The sequence below is a fragment of the Rothia similimucilaginosa genome (genome assembly GCF_029850985.2).
Classification (GTDB): domain Bacteria; phylum Actinomycetota; class Actinomycetes; order Actinomycetales; family Micrococcaceae; genus Rothia.
In genome coordinates, this window is record NZ_CM138149.1 from 631,015 (window position 1) to 647,288 (window position 16,274).

Genomic DNA, 16,274 nt, shown 5'->3' on the forward strand with positions numbered 1-16,274 from the left:
ATCATGATTGACTCTGGCGCATACGGCGCTGATATGCACAGTGCTACTAACCTCGGCGCTCACCCCGGTTCTGGCACCGACATGCTCACCCCCGCCCAGTGGTGCGAGCACAATAGCTGGCAGCTGCCCAACGGCGTGCTCTTCTCGGCAGAAGCCGTCACGAATGACCCCGCGCTGAAGTCTACCGACTACCGCAGTGCCCTTGACATTGCCGAGATGCTCAACGACGCTGACGGTAAGAAACCGACCCCCGAGCAGGTACGCATGATTGAGGCGGGCCCTGCCCCGACCCTCGTCATTGCCGGTGCCGGTTCGGGTAAGACTGCGACCATGGTTGACCGCGTGATTTGGCTGGTCGATAACGGTTTTGTACGCCCTGAAGAGGTTCTCGGCGTGACCTTCACCCGCAAGGCGGCAACCGAGCTGCGCAGCCGTATGCGTGCCGGCCTGAATACGCTGCGCCGTAGCCGTCGCGTCGCCCCGACCGATGAGGAGCTGCGCGAGGGCGTCGCTGACCCGACCGTGCTCACTTACCACTCCTACGCGAATAACCTGGTCAAGGAGTACGGTCTGCGCCTGGGCGTGGAGCAGGACGCACAGATGCTTGGCGATGCGCAGAAGTGGCAGCTTGCCGCGCAGATTGTGCAGTACTGGGAGGGGGAGCTTCCCCTCGATAAGGACGGCGTGCCGGTGTCTGCGGCGACCATGATTAACCAGATGCTGCAACTCTCTGACGAGTGCGCGGAGCACCTGGTGGAGCCGCAAAAGGTCATTGATTTCTGCACCGAGCAGTTAGCGGCGTACGCGGCGGTGCCCGAGCCTCGCCGTGAGACGAAGACTGAGAAGGACATTCTGAAGGTTCAGCGTCTGCTGCGTAACCGCCGAGTGTACGCGCGTATGGCGGTCAGCTACGCCCGCGTGAAGTCGCGCATGCAGGTGCTGGATTTCGGTGACCTGATGCGTTTTGCCGCCCGCATTGCGGAGTCTGACCCGGCGATTCGTGAGGGTGAGCGTGCCCGCTTCAAGGTGGTTCTGCTGGACGAGTTCCAGGACACTTCGCACGCGCAGATGAGCTTGTTCTCCTCGATTTACGGTGCCGATGAGGCGGCGGGTATTCCGGCGCATCCGGTGATGGCTGTGGGCGACCCGAAGCAGTCGATTTACGGTTTCCGTGGTGCTTCGGACGGTCAGATGTTCAGCTTCTACCGTCATTTCCCGACTGAGCATGTGCAGCCGCTGTTCCTATCCATTGCGTGGCGTAACGATATTTCGGTGCTGAACGCAGCAAACCACGTGGCGGAGAAGCTGAAGGAGGTTCCCGAGTGGGTGCGTGCCGCTGACGGCGATATTACCGCCGCTCAGGTTCCTGACCTGCGCCCGCGCTGCGCCCTGATGGGGGAGCCTGGTTCGCCCGCTTTTGAGCAGGCTGCCGCGGGCATGGTGGGGCGTGTTGATTTGACGTACCATGACTCTGACCGCGAGGAGGCTGTGGCTATCGCCGAGCGTATTGCGGCGATGCGTGCGCAGGCGGTGCGCGAGTATGAGCGTGCCTACGCGGCGCATCGTTCCGGTGATGGTTCAGTGCGTCCGCGTCTGAAGATGCCCGAGATTGCGGTGTTGGCGCGTGTGCACGGTCAGCTGGACCCGATTCGTGTGGAGTGTGAGCGCCTGGGTATTCCGGTGCAGCAGGTGGGTTTGGGCGGCTTGCTCTCCCAGCCGGAGGTCGTGGATTTGGTGTCGGCGTTGCGTGTGCTGGCTGATCCGAACCGTTCGGATGCCCTGGCGCGCCTGCTGACGGGTGCGCGTTGGCGTTTGGGTGCGGCGGATATGTTGGCGCTGGGCGATTGGGCGCAGTCTCTGGTGCGTGAGCGTGAGCGTGCCCTGCGTGAGCAGATGGCGTTGCGTATGCTCGCCGAGGCTGAAGACGCCGACGACGCAGCTGCTATCAACCTGCAGGCGGAGCACCTGCGTGCCGCCCAGGAACGTCTGGACGAAACCCTCAAGGGTGCGGTGGAGGATTCCTCCGGTTACGCCTCCCTCATCGAGGCGGTGGAGAACCTGCCGCAGGACGGTGTGGACGGTGAACCCCTCTACGGTGAGCAGTACCGTGGCCGCCGTTTCTCCCCGGCGGCGCTGGAACGTCTGCGTGCTTTTGCTGAGCAGATGCGCGTGTTGCGTGCCGGTTTGAGTGAGGATTTGGGCACGCTGCTGTACGAGATTGAGCGGACTATGCTTCTCGATATTGAGTTGGCGGTTCGCCCGGGTACCGACCCGCTGGGTTCGCGCGCGAACTTGGACGCTTTCCACGAGGTTGCTGCCGCCTACGGTATGTCGGCACCGCGTATTAACGCGATGATTTACGCCGGTTCTGACGGTGTGAGCGCGGAGGAGGACGATCCGGGTGCGCGCCGCTTCCTGCTGTCTTCGGGCGGTGTGAGCTACGTGATGGGCTTCCTCGCCTGGCTTGAGCGTGCCGATGATGAGGAGAAGGGCTTGGCGTTGGGCACGGTGGAACCTGACCCGAACGCGGTGCAGCTGATGACCATGCACGCCGCGAAGGGCCTGGAATGGGATCATGTGCTTCTGCCTGGTCTGTGCGGTACTGCGACCGGCGGGCAGACCCCGAACCTGTGGCAGATGTCGGCTAATGCGGCTCTGCCCTGGCCGCTGCGTGGCGACCGCGAGTACCTCCCGTCAATCCTTGAGAGTGCGGAGGAGATTACCGCCTTCGAGAAGGCGAAGGACCTAGAAGACTACCTGGACGAGCATAAGGAAGATGCCGCCGAGCACGCCGGCATGGAGGACCGCCGCCTCATGTACGTGGCGATGACCCGTGCCCGTAACCTGCTGGCGATGAGCGCCTACCGCTGGAAGAGTTCCGCTACGCAACCTCAGCCGGTGCAGCCCTTCTGGGAGGAGCTGATGGAGATGCTTTTCAAGTCGCTCTTCAGCATGGGCACGCCCACGGTAGATGCGCCCTCTGTGCGCTTCGAGGAGACGATGGATACCCCCTGGGCGGCGCCCCAACTGGTGGGTATGGGCCTGTTGTATACGATTCCGAACCCCGCTGATAAGCGCAAAAAGGTGCACCTGAACCATGTGCGCCGCTGGGTTGAGCAGCTGGCTGAGTCGAAGTACCGCCTGACCGAGCCGGTGACCCTGGTGCACGGTACGGTCGTGGACCCCTCGAATCTGCCGCCCACCCCTGATGAGGCGGCCTTGCTGGAGGGTCTGGACCTCTACCCCGTAGACGCTGATGAGCTCACCCCCGAGCAGGTGGAGGCACGCGCGAACGCTCGGGCAACCTACGCCGAGCAGGTGCAATGCTACGCATGGGCGCTGGTTGAGGTCATGGCTCCCGCCCTCGCGCAGGATTGGCAGCTGGCGGCTCCTTCCGTACGAGCACGCACGGTAGCGGAGAACTGCACCCGACTGAACCTGCCGGTGCCCGAATGGATCATCGAAGCCACCGAGCGGGAGAAATGGAGTGAGGCGCAACCGCCTCAGCCCGGTTTTTCGCCCACGGTGGCGGCGGCGCTGCCGATTGAGGTGCGCGGCCAATTCGCCCAGAAGAACTACGAAGACAGGAACCCGAACCTGGGTGCGGTGCTGACCGCCATGTGGCCTTTTGACCCGCTGGAGCGCCCCGTGATTTGGCGTTGGGCTTCTGATGACGCTCTCACGCAGGGCACGAAGGAGGTGCTTCGCTGCGGTCAGCATGAGCACCTGGAGCGTGAGATTGCGATTAACTCCTCGAGCCGTCGCGAGGCGGTGGAGCGTGCCGCCCTGGCGGTGGAGCTCGCCGTCGGCGCGGGTGACGAGGGTACCCCGTATGAGGGTACCGAGTTTGGGGCGGCAGGGGAGAGCGCAAGCAGCCCTGTACCCGCCGCATCCACAGCGCATGGTGAGTCCGCCATTCCAGAATCCCTACGCCAGCAGGTGGTGGACTGGGAACGCGAAGCCGATCTGCTGCTGCTCATGAGGTGGCAGACCGACCCGTTGCTCAGCGATCAGCTGCCGGGGCACCTGTCCGCCTCCACGTTCATCCGCCTGAGCGAGGACCCGCAGGGCACGGTGCATCAGCTGATGCGCCCGGTGCCTCAGCGTCCCTCGCGTGCGGCAACGATTGGTACGGCGGTACACGCGCTGATTGAGGAGCACTTCGGGGTAGTGCCGAGCGCTGACCCGCTGGAAGCACCCGATGCGGAGGACACGGTGGGCGTTGACCTGCCTGGTTCCGCTGCCGCCTCCACCGCGCCCGCTGAGCCTGCAGACTCCTCTGATTTTGCAGACCTGCAGGAACAGGACGAGTTCACCTTCGAAGATGCCTACGAGGAGTCCGAGAGCGAATTGGAGGCCTCCGTTCAGCGCCTCTGGGAGCGCTTCGCCGATAGCGAGTGGGGCAGCGACGAGTGGAAGGACCGCATCTGGGCGGTCGAGTACCCGGTCGAAACCCATATTGAGGGCGTAAGCCTGCGCGGCCGTATTGACGCGGTGTTCCGTACCGAGGACGAGGACGGTGAACGCTGGGTCCTGGTGGACTGGAAGAGCGGTTCCCGCCCAAAGATGGCGACCATGCAGTCTCGACGCTTCCAGCTGGGTCTGTACCGTATCGCGTTCTCCCGCATTATGGGCGTGGACCCGGAGCGTATCAGCACCGTGTTCGTGTACCTGGGCGGCAAGGGCGTTGCGGAGGTGTGGGATCACCAGATCCATGGCGGCCTACCCACGGAGGCACAGCTGGCGAAGGTGATTCGTGAGGCGCGCAAGGGCTAGGTAGCAGGTCTAAACAGCGTCAGGTAGGCGGCGCTCGCGTACTAGCGTGCCCCGCTAGTATGCGCCGTGCCAGTCTGCGCAGTGCGAGCACAAGCTGTCACCGAATATAGAAAAAGCAGCTCCTGTAGGCTTTGCGCCTCGTGAGCTGCTTTTCTGTGCGGACTTTTACGGGGTAATGCCAGAGGACGCCTCTTCACCCCACTGCATTAGGGTGAGGAGGCGTCCTCAGCCGCTGAAGAACTATAGAGCTCCTTCGTGCCCTTGTCCGGGAAAGAATCGCGCCGAACGACTGCCGCTCTCGCGACCTCACTCGCGCCGCCGACGCCCCGTGGGGTTTGCGTGCGTCTATACTCTCAAACACAACCTTGAAAGTAGCTCTATAGTTTTCTGCCATCGGTGATTGGTTGCGCGGTGCATGAATCCGGCTCGGGTCTGACATGACTGGTCAGGGCCCCGTCCAATCTGTCTCCCCTTTTTATCGCTGCCACGATATCAGCACTGGTCAGTGCGCTATGGGGAATGTGTCCGCAGGTTTTCTTGCGGCACAGCAAAAGTATTCCAGGAGTTTTTGAAAAAATCTATAGGGAAAGTTTTTGCCCCAAAATGCACTATTTTGAGCGTAGCTCAAGGTCAAATTGAGGCTCTGTGGACTCTTGAAATCAAAAGTTGGTTTATGTGGATTTATAGTGCATTTGCGCCCAGGAAATATTGTGAATAGCATCTTTACCGCACCTTTAAGTCTCAGCCTTAATTTGAGCCATTCCTGTACAAAAATGCAAAACTGGCAGTCAAAAGGTGATGGGAAACACATAAAAAATATTGATAAAAAGCCCGCTAAAGCCCCTCCGCTAGCCCTTATAGACATGATTCTGCCGGTTTGACAGATACCCAGGACAACTGATTTCACTGGGCACAGGTCAGAGGATATAAACCCAATAGATACACTTCAGCCCCGCAGTGCAGTACTGCGGGGCTGAAACGAAAACCTATGCGGTAGGTGGCACCCTGGCGGGCAATAACCTAGCGGGCAGCAATCTAACAGCTACTCGGTGGGACCGACCAGCGGGCCGACCTCCTCCTGACCGAGCAGTTCGCCGGAAGCTCGCAGGTCGTCCTGAATGTCCAGGAGCATGGACACTGCGTGGGTTGCGCCGTCGCGGTCGCCGATCTCTACGGTATGGGTGAGCCACTGGGCGATTGCAAACTCCGCGTAGAAGTTCGCGCGCTGCGCCAGGTAGGCGTCGGGTAGCTGAGGCATCTGCTGGCGGTACACCTCGATTACCTCGTCGGTGAAGTCGATGTCCTGGCAGGAGTACAGCCAGGCGAAGTCCTGCGCGGGGTCGCCCACGTGCACATCGGACCAGCCGGTGACTTCTACGATGCGTGCCGTCGAGGGCGTGACGTGCAGTACGAGGTTCTCGGCGCCCATGTCACCGTGGACCACGCGCGGGCGGAACTGCCACAGGGGTCCGGGGGAGAGCACGGTACGCCAGTGTGCGAGCAGATCGGCGGGAACCTTGCCGGTTGCGGCCGCACGCTCGAGCTCGGCGTTCTTACGCCGACGGATCTGCTCCGAAGAGTAGGAGGGCAGGTCGGCTTCGTAAATAATGTCTTCGGGCATCACGTGCAGGGTCGCGATGTCTTTGGCGATGATGGATGCCAGGGAAGGGCGGTTCGCTGCAACTTCGCGCCGGCTCAGCTCGGCGAGCTGGTCCACGTCGTAGATGGTGCCGGGGATGTGCGTGTACACGAATACGTTGCCACTCGCGTAGGGTACGGTGCTGGCGACGGTGGGTACGGCGAAGGGCAGTCGGGCGCGAAGGCCGGGGCTGAACGACTGCAGGATGAGGTGTTCAGCTTCAAGACGCATGCTGGCGTCGGGGCGGCGTGGAGCGCGCACTCGCCAGCGGCGACCGGTGGAGTCGGCGATGATTGCCGAGTCGAAGTCGTCGCTGTCTTCGCGGACTGGTTCGGCGCCGACAGGGTAAATCCCGGGCACTCCGGCGGAGACAATGGCTGCTAGCTGAAGGGGAGATAAAGTCACGGGTTAAGGTTACCAAACCAATATGTACCGTTTAGTAGTTTTTGGGATATTTATGTCAAGCGGTGAAGATACTTGTGGACAAGCCTAAACGTGCTTATCTGCGTATTCCTGCGCATTTCGTTGAGCTTCTAACCGTGCGGGTCCAAGGCGGGTTCCTCACACCCTGATTCCTCACGCCCTGAACGAAAGCAACAGTTAAGAAGCCGCGGTGGGTCTGGAGAACACAGGCTGGGAGAATACAATGGAAGACCGGCTATCACCGCCTCGCGCACCCGTATGCCCCGCGAGAGCGTATACCGCCTGTCCGTACCGCCCGCCTTACTGATGGAGCATTATGACCGCCACACCTCAGCAGCCTCAGCATATGATCTCCGCAGACGACATTCTTGCCGGGCTCGACCCGGATCAGCGTGCGGTCGCCACCGAGCTGGACGGCCCCATGCGCGTGCTCGCCGGTGCCGGTACCGGTAAGACCCGCGCGATTACGCACCGCATAGCCTACGGTATTGCGATTGGTCGCTACCAGGGCCCGCGCGTACTCGCCCTGACCTTTACCCTGCGTGCTGCGGAGGAGATGCGTACCCGCCTGCACCAGCTGGGTGCGCACGGAGTGCAGGCACGTACTTTCCACTCGGCGGCACTGCGTCAGCTGGTGTACTTCTGGCCGCAGGTGGTGGGCGGTACCTTCCCATCTATCGTGCAGAATAAGGCAACGCTCATTACGGAGGCGGCGAACCGTCTGCGCATCAGCACTGACCGTTCCCTGCTGCGTGATTTGGCATCGCTGATTGAGTGGGCGAAGGTTCAGCTGCTGACCCCGGACACCATCATGCAGCGTCTGAGTGAGAAGCAGCTGCCCTCGGCGATTACCCCGCAGAATATGCAGCGTATTTTCCAGGCGTATGAGGATTTGAAGGATGAGCGTAACCTCATCGACTTTGAGGACGTACTGTTGCTGACCATCGCCATGCTGGAGGAGGACGAGAAGCTTGCTGCGACCGTCCGTAACCAGTACCGCCATTTTGTGGTGGACGAGTACCAGGACGTGTCCCCGCTGCAGCAACGTCTGCTGGATGTGTGGCTGGGCGGCCGCGAGGATATTTGCGTGGTGGGTGATGCCTCCCAGACGATTTACTCTTTTACCGGCGCGACCAGCCGTTACCTGTTGAATTTTGCGCGCCGGTACCGCGGCGCGCATACGGTGAAGCTGACCCGCGACTACCGTTCCCATTCGCAGGTGGTGGAGTTGGCGAACCGTCTGTTGGCGGCGCGTCGACCGCATCCGGATTCGAGCCCGCATTCGTGGGCGCCGCCGCTGGAGCTGATGTCTCAGCGCGGCCCCGGCGTGGACGTGGAATGGTTCGGCTACGCGGACGATGAGCAGGAGGCCGCCGGCATCGCCGAGGATATCCGCGACCTGATTGAGAAGGACGGTGTGCCGCCTTCAGAGATTGCGGTGCTGTTCCGCACGAACGCGCAGTCGGCGGCGATTGAATCTGCGCTGGCTACCGCCCACATTCCGTACCAGCTGCGCGGCGCGGAGCGTTTCTTTGAGCGCCCCGAGGTCAAGCAGGCGATGCTTGCCCTGCGTGGTTCAGCCAAGTCCACCGACGGTACCGAGGACGTCACCCGTTACACCCGCGATGTGCTCGGCGGCATCGGCTATAAGGAGGAAGCCCCCCTTTCGGGAGGCGCCACCCGCCAGAAGTGGGAATCCCTAGCCGCACTCGTGCACATGGTGGACATGATGGCGCAGAACCGCCAAGAGCAGCTTCAAGAGCATCGCGCAAACCCGCGCCCGGGTGTGCCCGAGCCGCTACCTTTGACCATGCACGAGGTTGTGGCGACTCTGAACCATCGCAGCGAATTCAATGATGCACCGCAGGTCAATGGCGTAACCCTCGCCTCTCTGCACGCGGCTAAGGGCCTGGAATGGGATGCCGTGTTCCTATGTGGCCTGAACGAGGGCCTCATGCCGATCACTTTTGCAACCACCCCGGATGAGGTGGATGAGGAGCGCCGCCTGCTGTATGTGGGCATTACGCGTGCTCGCAAGTATCTGTGGCTGACCTGGACGATGACTCGCACCGTGGGTGGTCGCGGTCAGCGGAAGCGTTCGCGTTTCCTGGACGATATTGATCCGGCGAAGCGCCGCCGCAGGGCTGAAAGCGCCGGCTCGTCGTATAGCCAGGTTCGCTCGGCACCGGCTCGCCGTTCGTCGAAGGGAAGAGGAGAATATGGCTCAGCGTTTTAAGCGTGAAATTCTGCCCGCCACCGAGGACCGCCCGCAGATTGAGCTGGTCCGCTCGGCGCGCCGCACCCGCACCATCAGTATGCAGCGCGACGGCGTGGATGAGCACGGCAACCCCGCCTACCGTCTGCTCATTCCCGCCGCCAGCACGAGCGAAGAGATTGACGAGCATATCGCCCGCCTGCTGCCGCGCATTCAGCGTCGTGCCGCCCGCCGTGAGCGTGCCACACAGTTGACGGTCACAGACGAGTACCTGCGCTCCCGTGCCCTGCATCTGGCGCAGAAGCATCTGCCGGAGCTGGTTGCCTCGGGCAGGCTGGAGAGACTGTCGATTCGCTGGGTAAGCAATCAGCGTCAGCGCTGGGGTTCGGCAACCTACGCGAACACGCAGATCCGCATCTCCTCGGAGCTGCAGGGCGTACCCGAGTATGCGCTGGATTCGGTGATTCACCACGAGCTCTGCCACCTGCTGCAGCCGAATCATTCGGAGGCGTTCCGTACTCTGGAGGCGCGCTACCCGCAGCTGCTGCGGGCACAAGCCTACCTGGAGGGCTACGCGCTGGGGCGCTCGCGTGCTGAGGGCGAACACGTTGGGGATGGGCAGGGTGAAAACACCGCCGACTAAAGCGCTTCCCGAAAATCAACGAAGCAAAAACCAACCGAACACTTGAGCGGGGGTGGCTTGTACATTCACAAGCCACCCCCGCTCAAGGTGTCAGCTAATTACTTTTCGCCGCGCTACTTGTGCCGCTCTACTTTTTGCGGCTCAAAATCCCGATGTTTCCCGCGATGTTACTGCGCTCAGCGTTACTTTTCTTCGGGCGCGTCGCCGAAGCCACCGTCCAGTAGCTTCTGTAGCTCCGAGTCGAAGTCTACGTCGTCCAGGCTGATTTCGTTCATGCGCGCATCGTATGCGGTGAAGTCTTCCAGCTCGGCGGGGGTGGGCAGGGTCTCCGGGGTGTCCCAGAGGCCGTCGCGCGCCTCAATGCCGTGGGCGTTTTCGTACCAGCGCCAGAACTGCTGTGCCTCACGCACTAGGCGGGGGCGCAGTTCCAGGCCGACCAGGTTCTCGAAGACCTGCTCGCTGGGGCCGCCGTCGATGCGGCGGCGCGCCATAATTTCGGTCAGTTGCGGTGCCTTGGGCAGGTTGCGGGTCGCGTCCTCGGTTACGACGGATACCCAACCTTCGATGAGCGCGAGCAGACTCTCCAGACGTTGCACCGCTAGTTCCTGATCTTCGGTGCGCTGGGGGCTGAACAGGCCGCCTTCGAATGCTTCCTGTACGGCGTCGGGATTGCTCATATCCACCTGGGATGCGGCGTCCTGCATGCGGTTCATGTCCACGCGAATGCCGCGGGCGTAGCGCGCCACGAGCTGAACCAGGTCTTCACGCAGCCAGGGGTTTGCCTTGTGCAGGCGAATGAGCGCAGATTCACGCACTGCGAGGTAGAGTAGGACCTCCTGTGGGGGAACCTCGATGCTGTCGGCGAGCTGCTGGTAGCCGTTAGGTAGTAGCGCGGAGGAACCGGGCGCGAGGGGGAAGCCCACGTCGGTGGAGGAGTAGACTTCACCGGCGAGCTGTGCGAGTGCCTGCGCCATCTGCGCACCAAAAATCACGGAACCAATGTTGTTCAAGAAGCCGCTGTTAAGGATCTGAGAGATTTCTTCGGGTACGTCTTCGGACGCGCCGGGCATGACCATGGACTGGGTGACTTCGGCTGCGACCGGCTCGACCATTTCGCGCCAGGAGTCGAAGGAATGCTCAACCCATTCCGCCTTGGACCATGCCTGCACCGGGTGGTTGTGGCGCTCAATGGTGGTCACCGCATCCAGCCAGAGGTCGGCGAGGTTCGCCGCGTCTTCTACTGCGTGCTTGAGATTTTCGGGTACGGAGGGGTCTTCACCCATGGAGACGAGCATCTGACGTGTCTGGTTCTTCACGTTGTCCCAGTTCACGCCGCTGGGGCTGTCGGATGCGCCCGCGCCGGAGAACATCGCCTGCACCTGCGCAAACATGCTCTGCATCATTGCGGGGTCGAAACCCATGCCCATGTTCTTCAGGTCTTCAGGGTCGATGCTGATGCCGAAGGGGTTCTGACCGCCTTCGCCGAAGAGTGCGCTGAAGGGGTTCTGCGCGTTGGAGGAGGTGCCCTTGCCGACCTGGCCGGTTGCCCCCGCGGAGGGGTCGAAGCCCTGCTCCTGCATCTTCTTAATGAATTCTTCGAGGGGGTCGCGCTCGTTGGAGGCGCCGCCGGTGGGGTTCTCAGACATGTAGAAGCCTTTCGTAATCCGGGGGTGGGCGTAGCTGGCCCGCTCGCTGTCCAGCCTACCGATTTTTGCTGAGAATTTCCCGTGTCATTGCTGTGGAGGCGGGTTAATCAGCTAAGGGCTCACAATCTTGTCTTTGGGGTCAGGGTTTGGGAGTTTTTTCGTGCCGTTGTCACGGTCAGGTGCTGACAAAGCGTGGTGCGGGTCAGAGCGTGACCGCCTCCCGGTTACTCTATTTTTAGCGGGGTAACGGTGACCGCCCGCGTGTTGAAAAGCAGGTTTATCCGGTACTGTAGAAACCATGACTAAGTCCACCCCTGATGCTGAGCAACAATCGAACGCCGTCTCCGCGAGTGTGAAGAGTGATGAGAAGGCGGCTAAGCGTTTTTCGCGTTTTGCCCCGCGCCGTGTGAACCTGCGTTCGGTCAGCGCTGTGGCAACGTGCGCCCTGCTGGCTGGTGCTTTTATTCTGCCCAGTTCCTATGTGAAGGAGGGCCCCGGCCCGCTCTTTGACGTGCTCGGAACGTACCAGGAGAAGGATGTCATTGAGGTTTCTGGCGCTCCCAGCTATAAGACGTTTGGCAAGATGAACATGACCACGGTGTCGGTTTCGGGTGGCCCGTACACGGAGCTGTCCGGCGCGGAGGCTTTCTACAGCTGGTTGGCGTTTGACGGTAACCGTAGTCTCGTGGTGCCGACCGATGCCCTGTACCCGCACGTGAGCCATGAACAGGCAACGGCGGCGACCGGCGCGCAGATGGCTGATTCGCAGACTCAGGCGAAGGTCGCGGCGATGCGCGAGCTGAAGATGGCAGTGAATGAGAAGGTTCAGGTGCTTTCCACGGTGGAGGGTTCCCCGGCCGCGAGCGCGCTGAAGGCTGATGACCGCATCGTGAAGGTGGGGGAGAAGCAAATTGAGACCCTCACCGATGTTCCGAAGGCGGTAAACGCCTCGAACGGTTCGCCGATTGACGTGACCGTGGAACGTGACGGCACGCAGCAGACGTTTAAGCTGACCCCGGTTCGTTCCAGTGACAATAGCCGCTGGATTCTGGGTGCTGGCTTGAAGCAGAGCTATGACCTGCCGGCGCACGTGCAGTACAACCTGGACGGTGTGGGCGGTCCGAGCGCGGGTCTGATGCTCGCGCTGGGTACGGTCGATAAACTGAGTGAGGGTACTCTGCTCGCCGATGAGGACGCCGGAGGCGACCCATACCGCAGCTACATTTCGGGTACTGGCACGATTGATGCTGACGGTAAGGTCGGCGCAATTGGCGGCATTAAGTATAAGATCCTGGCGACGGGCCGTTACGGTGCGCGTTATTTCTTGGCGCCGAAGGAGAACTGCGATTCGATTGTGAAGATGCAGGCGCAGGACCCCGACCTGTTCAACTACTATCACGCCGGTCAGGTGAGCGGCACGATGACTGTGATTCCGGTGTCGACCCTGGATGAGGCGGTGAAGACGGTGGAGGCGATTAAGTCCGGTACACCGGATGATTCCCTGCCCCGTTGCGGCTCCTAACGTAACGTTTATCTCCGAGAGGTTCTAACCCGTATAACGTAGAAGTCAGCCCCGGTACTTTACGGTACCGGGGCTGTTCTGCGTCCTTTTCTCTGTCCTCACCTCATTATTTCGCCCCTCAAAATCTCTTAACCCGGTCATATTTCGCCCCGAGCTTCTACGAGTTTCTGCCCTTCTGCTGTACCTCTGAGATACTTAAAGGCAGTTATTTTCTCTGAACATATGATGAGCGAGGAATTGTGTCTGAATCGACCAATAACACCGCGCATCCCAAGCCGACGAATCCTGCCCCCAAGCGCCGTAGCCCCCTGAAGGCAACGATTGCTGTGGTGGCGGTGCTCATTGCTGCGTTTGTGGGTGCGTCCCAGGTGTACACGGACTGGCTGTGGTTTGACCAGCTGGGTTATAGCACCGTGTTCACTACCCAGATTTTGTTGAAGGCAGCTGTATTTGTTGTGGCTGCCCTGGTGGTTTCTGTGCCGCTGTGGACTTCGATGTCCTACGCGGTCCGTCATGCTGATGTGGCTCCGGACCCCGAGAAGAAGCCGCAGGCGACGCCGAACCCGAATCAGAGCGTACCGACCAGCGGCACGGATGCTGCCGAGCAGATGCTGCGTGACGTATTTGGTCAGCAGCGTGCTGAAGAGAGCATGCGCCGCTATCATGAGAGCGTGGATAAGGCGCGTAAGGTTCTGCTGATTGCGGTTCCGCTACTGCTGGGTCTGTTCATTGCTTCGGCGACGATGACTCAGTGGAGCACCGTCGCGCTGTTCTTCAACCAGCAGTCCTTCGGTAAGACTGACCCCGAGTTCGGCCTGGATTACGGGTTCTTCCTGTTTGCGTTGCCGTTCTTCCGCATGGTGGTGACTCTGGTGACCTCCGCTGTGGTGCTATCGGCGCTCGCGGGCCTGTTCATGCACTACTTCTACGGTGGTATTAAGGTGCAGCCGGGCGGTATGAGCACTACCGTGGCGTTCCGTCGTCACGCTGCGATTGTGGTGGCTGCGTTCTTGCTGACTCGTGCGGTGAGTTTCTGGCTGGATCGTTATTCGTCGACTCAGCAGCAGGTGGGCCGCTGGGCTGGTGCAATGTACACGGACGTGAACTCGTCAATCCCGGTGAACGCTATTTTGGCGATTTCTGCTCTGCTGGTGGCGCTCATGTTTGTGGTGGCGGCTTCGATGAATCGTTGGCGTTTGCCACTGATTAGCACCGCGATGCTGGTAATTGTTGCTGTGGTTGCTGGCGGCCTATACCCGTGGATCGTTCAGCGGTTCCAGGTGGTTCCGAATGAGCAGGGTGCTCAGGCGAAGTTCATTCAGCGCAATATTGATGCGACCCGTTACGCGTACGGTCTGGATAAGATTGAGGCCACCCCGTATGACGCGACGATTGATACCCGTGCCGGTGCGTTGAGCTCTTCGAGCGCGACCATTGCGAATATTCGTCTGTTGGATCCGAATGTTGTGTCCTCGGCGTTTGCTCAGATGCAGCAGTTCCGTCCGTACTACCGTTTTGATTCGCAGCTGGCGGTGGACCGCTATTCGGTGGGTAACACCACGCAGGATACGGTGTTGGCGGCTCGTGAGCTGAACCCGGCGCAGACGAGTGGCGATTCTTGGTATAACCGCCACGTGGTGTACACCCACGGTTACGGTGTGATCGCCGCGTACGGTAACCAGGTGGATTCTGCGGGTAACCCGAAGTTCTTGCAGTCCGGCATTAAGGCGACCGGTGCTCTGAGCGAGGACTACGAGCCTCGTATTTACTTTGGCATGAGTTCACCAGAGTATTCGATTGTGGGCGGTAAGGGCGATACCCTGGAGCTGGACCGTCCGCTCTCTGCTGAGGAAACTAACGCCTCCGATGCGAAGTACACTTTCGCCGGTTATGGTGGTCCGCGCGTTGATTCGCTGCTGGCTCGCCTGTCCTACGCGATTAAGTTCCAGTCCTCTGACATTCTGCTTTCGGATGCGGTGCGTGAGGGTTCGCAGATTCTGTACGAACGCAATCCGCTCGATCGTGTGCGTAAGGTGGCGCCGTACCTGAGCGTCGATTCTAAGCCGTATCCGGCGATTGTGAATAACCGCGTGCAGTGGATAGTAGATGCTTACACCACGAGCGATCAGTTCCCCTACGCGCAGGGTAGTTCCCAAGATGCAGCAACTGCTGCGGGTACTCAGCGTTCTAACTCGGTGAACTACATCCGTAACTCGGTGAAGGCTACCGTGGACGCGTATGACGGTTCGGTGACCCTGTATGCATGGGATGAGCAGGACCCGGTGCTGAAGGCGTGGCAGGGTGTTTTCCCTGGCACGGTGAAGAGCTACCGTGAGATGAACGCTTCGCTGATGAGCCACGTGCGTTACCCGACTGACATGTTCAATATTCAGCGCACCATGCTGAACAAGTACCACGTGACGAACGCCAATAGCTTCTACGCCGGTGATGATGTCTGGTCGATTCCGAACGACCCGACCAATGATCGTAACCAGCCGATTTCGCCCTACTACCTGTCCCTGCAGATGCCTGGGGATTCTCGTGCGCACTTCTCGTTGACGACTACGTTCATTCCTCAGCAGAGCGATTCGAACTCTCGTAACGTGATGTACGGCTTCCTTGCCGCTAATGGTGATGCTGGTACCGGTAAGGACGGCGAGCGTAGCCCCGATTACGGTAAGCTGCGTCTGCTGGAGCTGCCACGTTCTTCGGTGGTTCCCGGTCCGGGTCAGGCTCAGAACATTTTTAACTCTGATGCTGAGGTGTCGAACCAGTTGAACCTTCTGCGCCGCGGTTCGTCTGAGGTTATTAACGGCAATATGCTGACTTTGCCGGTGGGCGGTGGCATGCTGTACGTTCAGCCGGTGTATGTGCAGTCGAGCGGTGACGCTAAGTACCCGCGTCTGCAGCGTGTATTGGTAAGCTTCGGCGACAAGGTCGGTTTCGCACCGACTCTGGAGGAGGCGCTGAACCAGGTGTTTGATGGCTCTTCGGGTGTGAAGCTGGACGGTTCATCGTCGGCTAGCCCCTCGGCTTCTGGTTCTTCGGGCGCTTCGACCGGGGCTTCGTCTGTTTCGCAGTCTTCGGAGCTGAAGCAGGCTCTGACGGATGCCTCGAAGGCGATGACCGATGCTGATGCGGCAATGAAGAAGGGTGACTGGGCAGCCTATGGTGAGGCTCAGAAGCGTCTGGAAGCAGCCGTGAAGAAGGCTCTGGAGGCTGAGGAGGCGCAGAGTACAGCTTCCGCTAAGGCTTCTGCATCGGCAGCTCCCAGTACCTCTACGACTCCAAGTGCTGCGGCTTCTGCAAGCGCCCCTGCAAGCGCGAAGCCCAGCGCCAGCGCTTTGGCTTCTCGTTAAGGTGCTGTGAAGTACAAGGTGCTGGGGTAGTGGGGGAGTACACCCACTAGG

At 60.6% G+C, this 16,274-nt stretch carries 7 protein-coding genes; 5 read left to right on the plus strand and 2 right to left on the minus strand.

Features of this window, described 5'->3' with window-relative positions:
* The first annotated feature begins 3 nt into the window (after nucleotides 1-3).
* Nucleotides 4-4,776, plus strand: a complete 4,773-nt coding sequence (locus tag QFX07_RS02735; protein ID WP_279755077.1) for an ATP-dependent DNA helicase — start codon at nucleotides 4-6, stop codon at nucleotides 4,774-4,776.
* Nucleotides 4,777-5,818: 1,042 nt separating this feature from the next.
* Here the strand turns inward: QFX07_RS02735 and QFX07_RS02740 are convergent.
* Entirely contained in the window at nucleotides 5,819-6,820 is a 1,002-nt protein-coding gene (locus QFX07_RS02740) for a phosphotransferase (protein WP_279755078.1), read from the minus strand.
* 334 nt (nucleotides 6,821-7,154) lie between these two features.
* Between QFX07_RS02740 and QFX07_RS02745 the strand changes: the two genes are divergently transcribed.
* A complete protein-coding gene (locus tag QFX07_RS02745) occupies nucleotides 7,155-9,074 on the plus strand; it encodes an ATP-dependent helicase (RefSeq protein ID WP_279742130.1) in 1,920 nt (639 codons plus the stop codon).
* Nucleotides 9,058-9,696, plus strand: a complete 639-nt coding sequence (locus QFX07_RS02750) for a M48 metallopeptidase family protein (RefSeq protein WP_279742129.1) — start codon at nucleotides 9,058-9,060, stop codon at nucleotides 9,694-9,696. Before QFX07_RS02745 ends, QFX07_RS02750 begins: the two co-directional genes overlap by 17 nt.
* Nucleotides 9,697-9,878: 182 nt before the next feature.
* Here QFX07_RS02750 and QFX07_RS02755 read toward each other — a convergent pair whose 3' ends face one another.
* Nucleotides 9,879-11,342 (minus strand): zinc-dependent metalloprotease, encoded by a 1,464-nt coding sequence (locus tag QFX07_RS02755; protein WP_279755079.1) that lies wholly within the window; start codon nucleotides 11,340-11,342, stop codon nucleotides 9,879-9,881.
* Nucleotides 11,343-11,640: 298 nt separating this feature from the next.
* On the opposite strand from QFX07_RS02755, the gene QFX07_RS02760 reads away from it, so the two are divergent.
* Together QFX07_RS02760 and QFX07_RS02765 are read left to right on the plus strand one after the other, a co-directional pair.
* On the plus strand, nucleotides 11,641-12,864 hold the full coding sequence (locus tag QFX07_RS02760) for a YlbL family protein (RefSeq protein ID WP_279755080.1): 1,224 nt from the start codon (nucleotides 11,641-11,643) through the stop codon (nucleotides 12,862-12,864).
* A 239-nt stretch (nucleotides 12,865-13,103) separates the two neighbouring features.
* The gene (locus tag QFX07_RS02765; protein WP_279755081.1) at nucleotides 13,104-16,223 is read left to right on the plus strand and encodes a UPF0182 family membrane protein; all 3,120 of its coding nucleotides are present in this window, start codon (nucleotides 13,104-13,106) and stop codon (nucleotides 16,221-16,223) included.
* Nucleotides 16,224-16,274 lie beyond the last annotated feature (51 nt).

What these genes read in the sequence shown, in the direction of transcription:
- QFX07_RS02750 (WP_279742129.1), top strand. Translation starts at nt 9,058, where the DNA reads ATGGCTCAGCGTTTTAAGCGTGAAATTCTGCCCGCCACCGAGGACCGC.
- QFX07_RS02735 (WP_279755077.1), top strand. Translation starts at nt 4, where the DNA reads ATGATTGACTCTGGCGCATACGGCGCTGATATGCACAGTGCTACTAAC.
- QFX07_RS02745 (WP_279742130.1), top strand. Translation starts at nt 7,155, where the DNA reads ATGACCGCCACACCTCAGCAGCCTCAGCATATGATCTCCGCAGACGAC.
- QFX07_RS02755 (WP_279755079.1), bottom strand. Translation starts at nt 11,342, where the DNA reads ATGTCTGAGAACCCCACCGGCGGCGCCTCCAACGAGCGCGACCCCCTC.
- QFX07_RS02760 (WP_279755080.1), top strand. Translation starts at nt 11,641, where the DNA reads ATGACTAAGTCCACCCCTGATGCTGAGCAACAATCGAACGCCGTCTCC.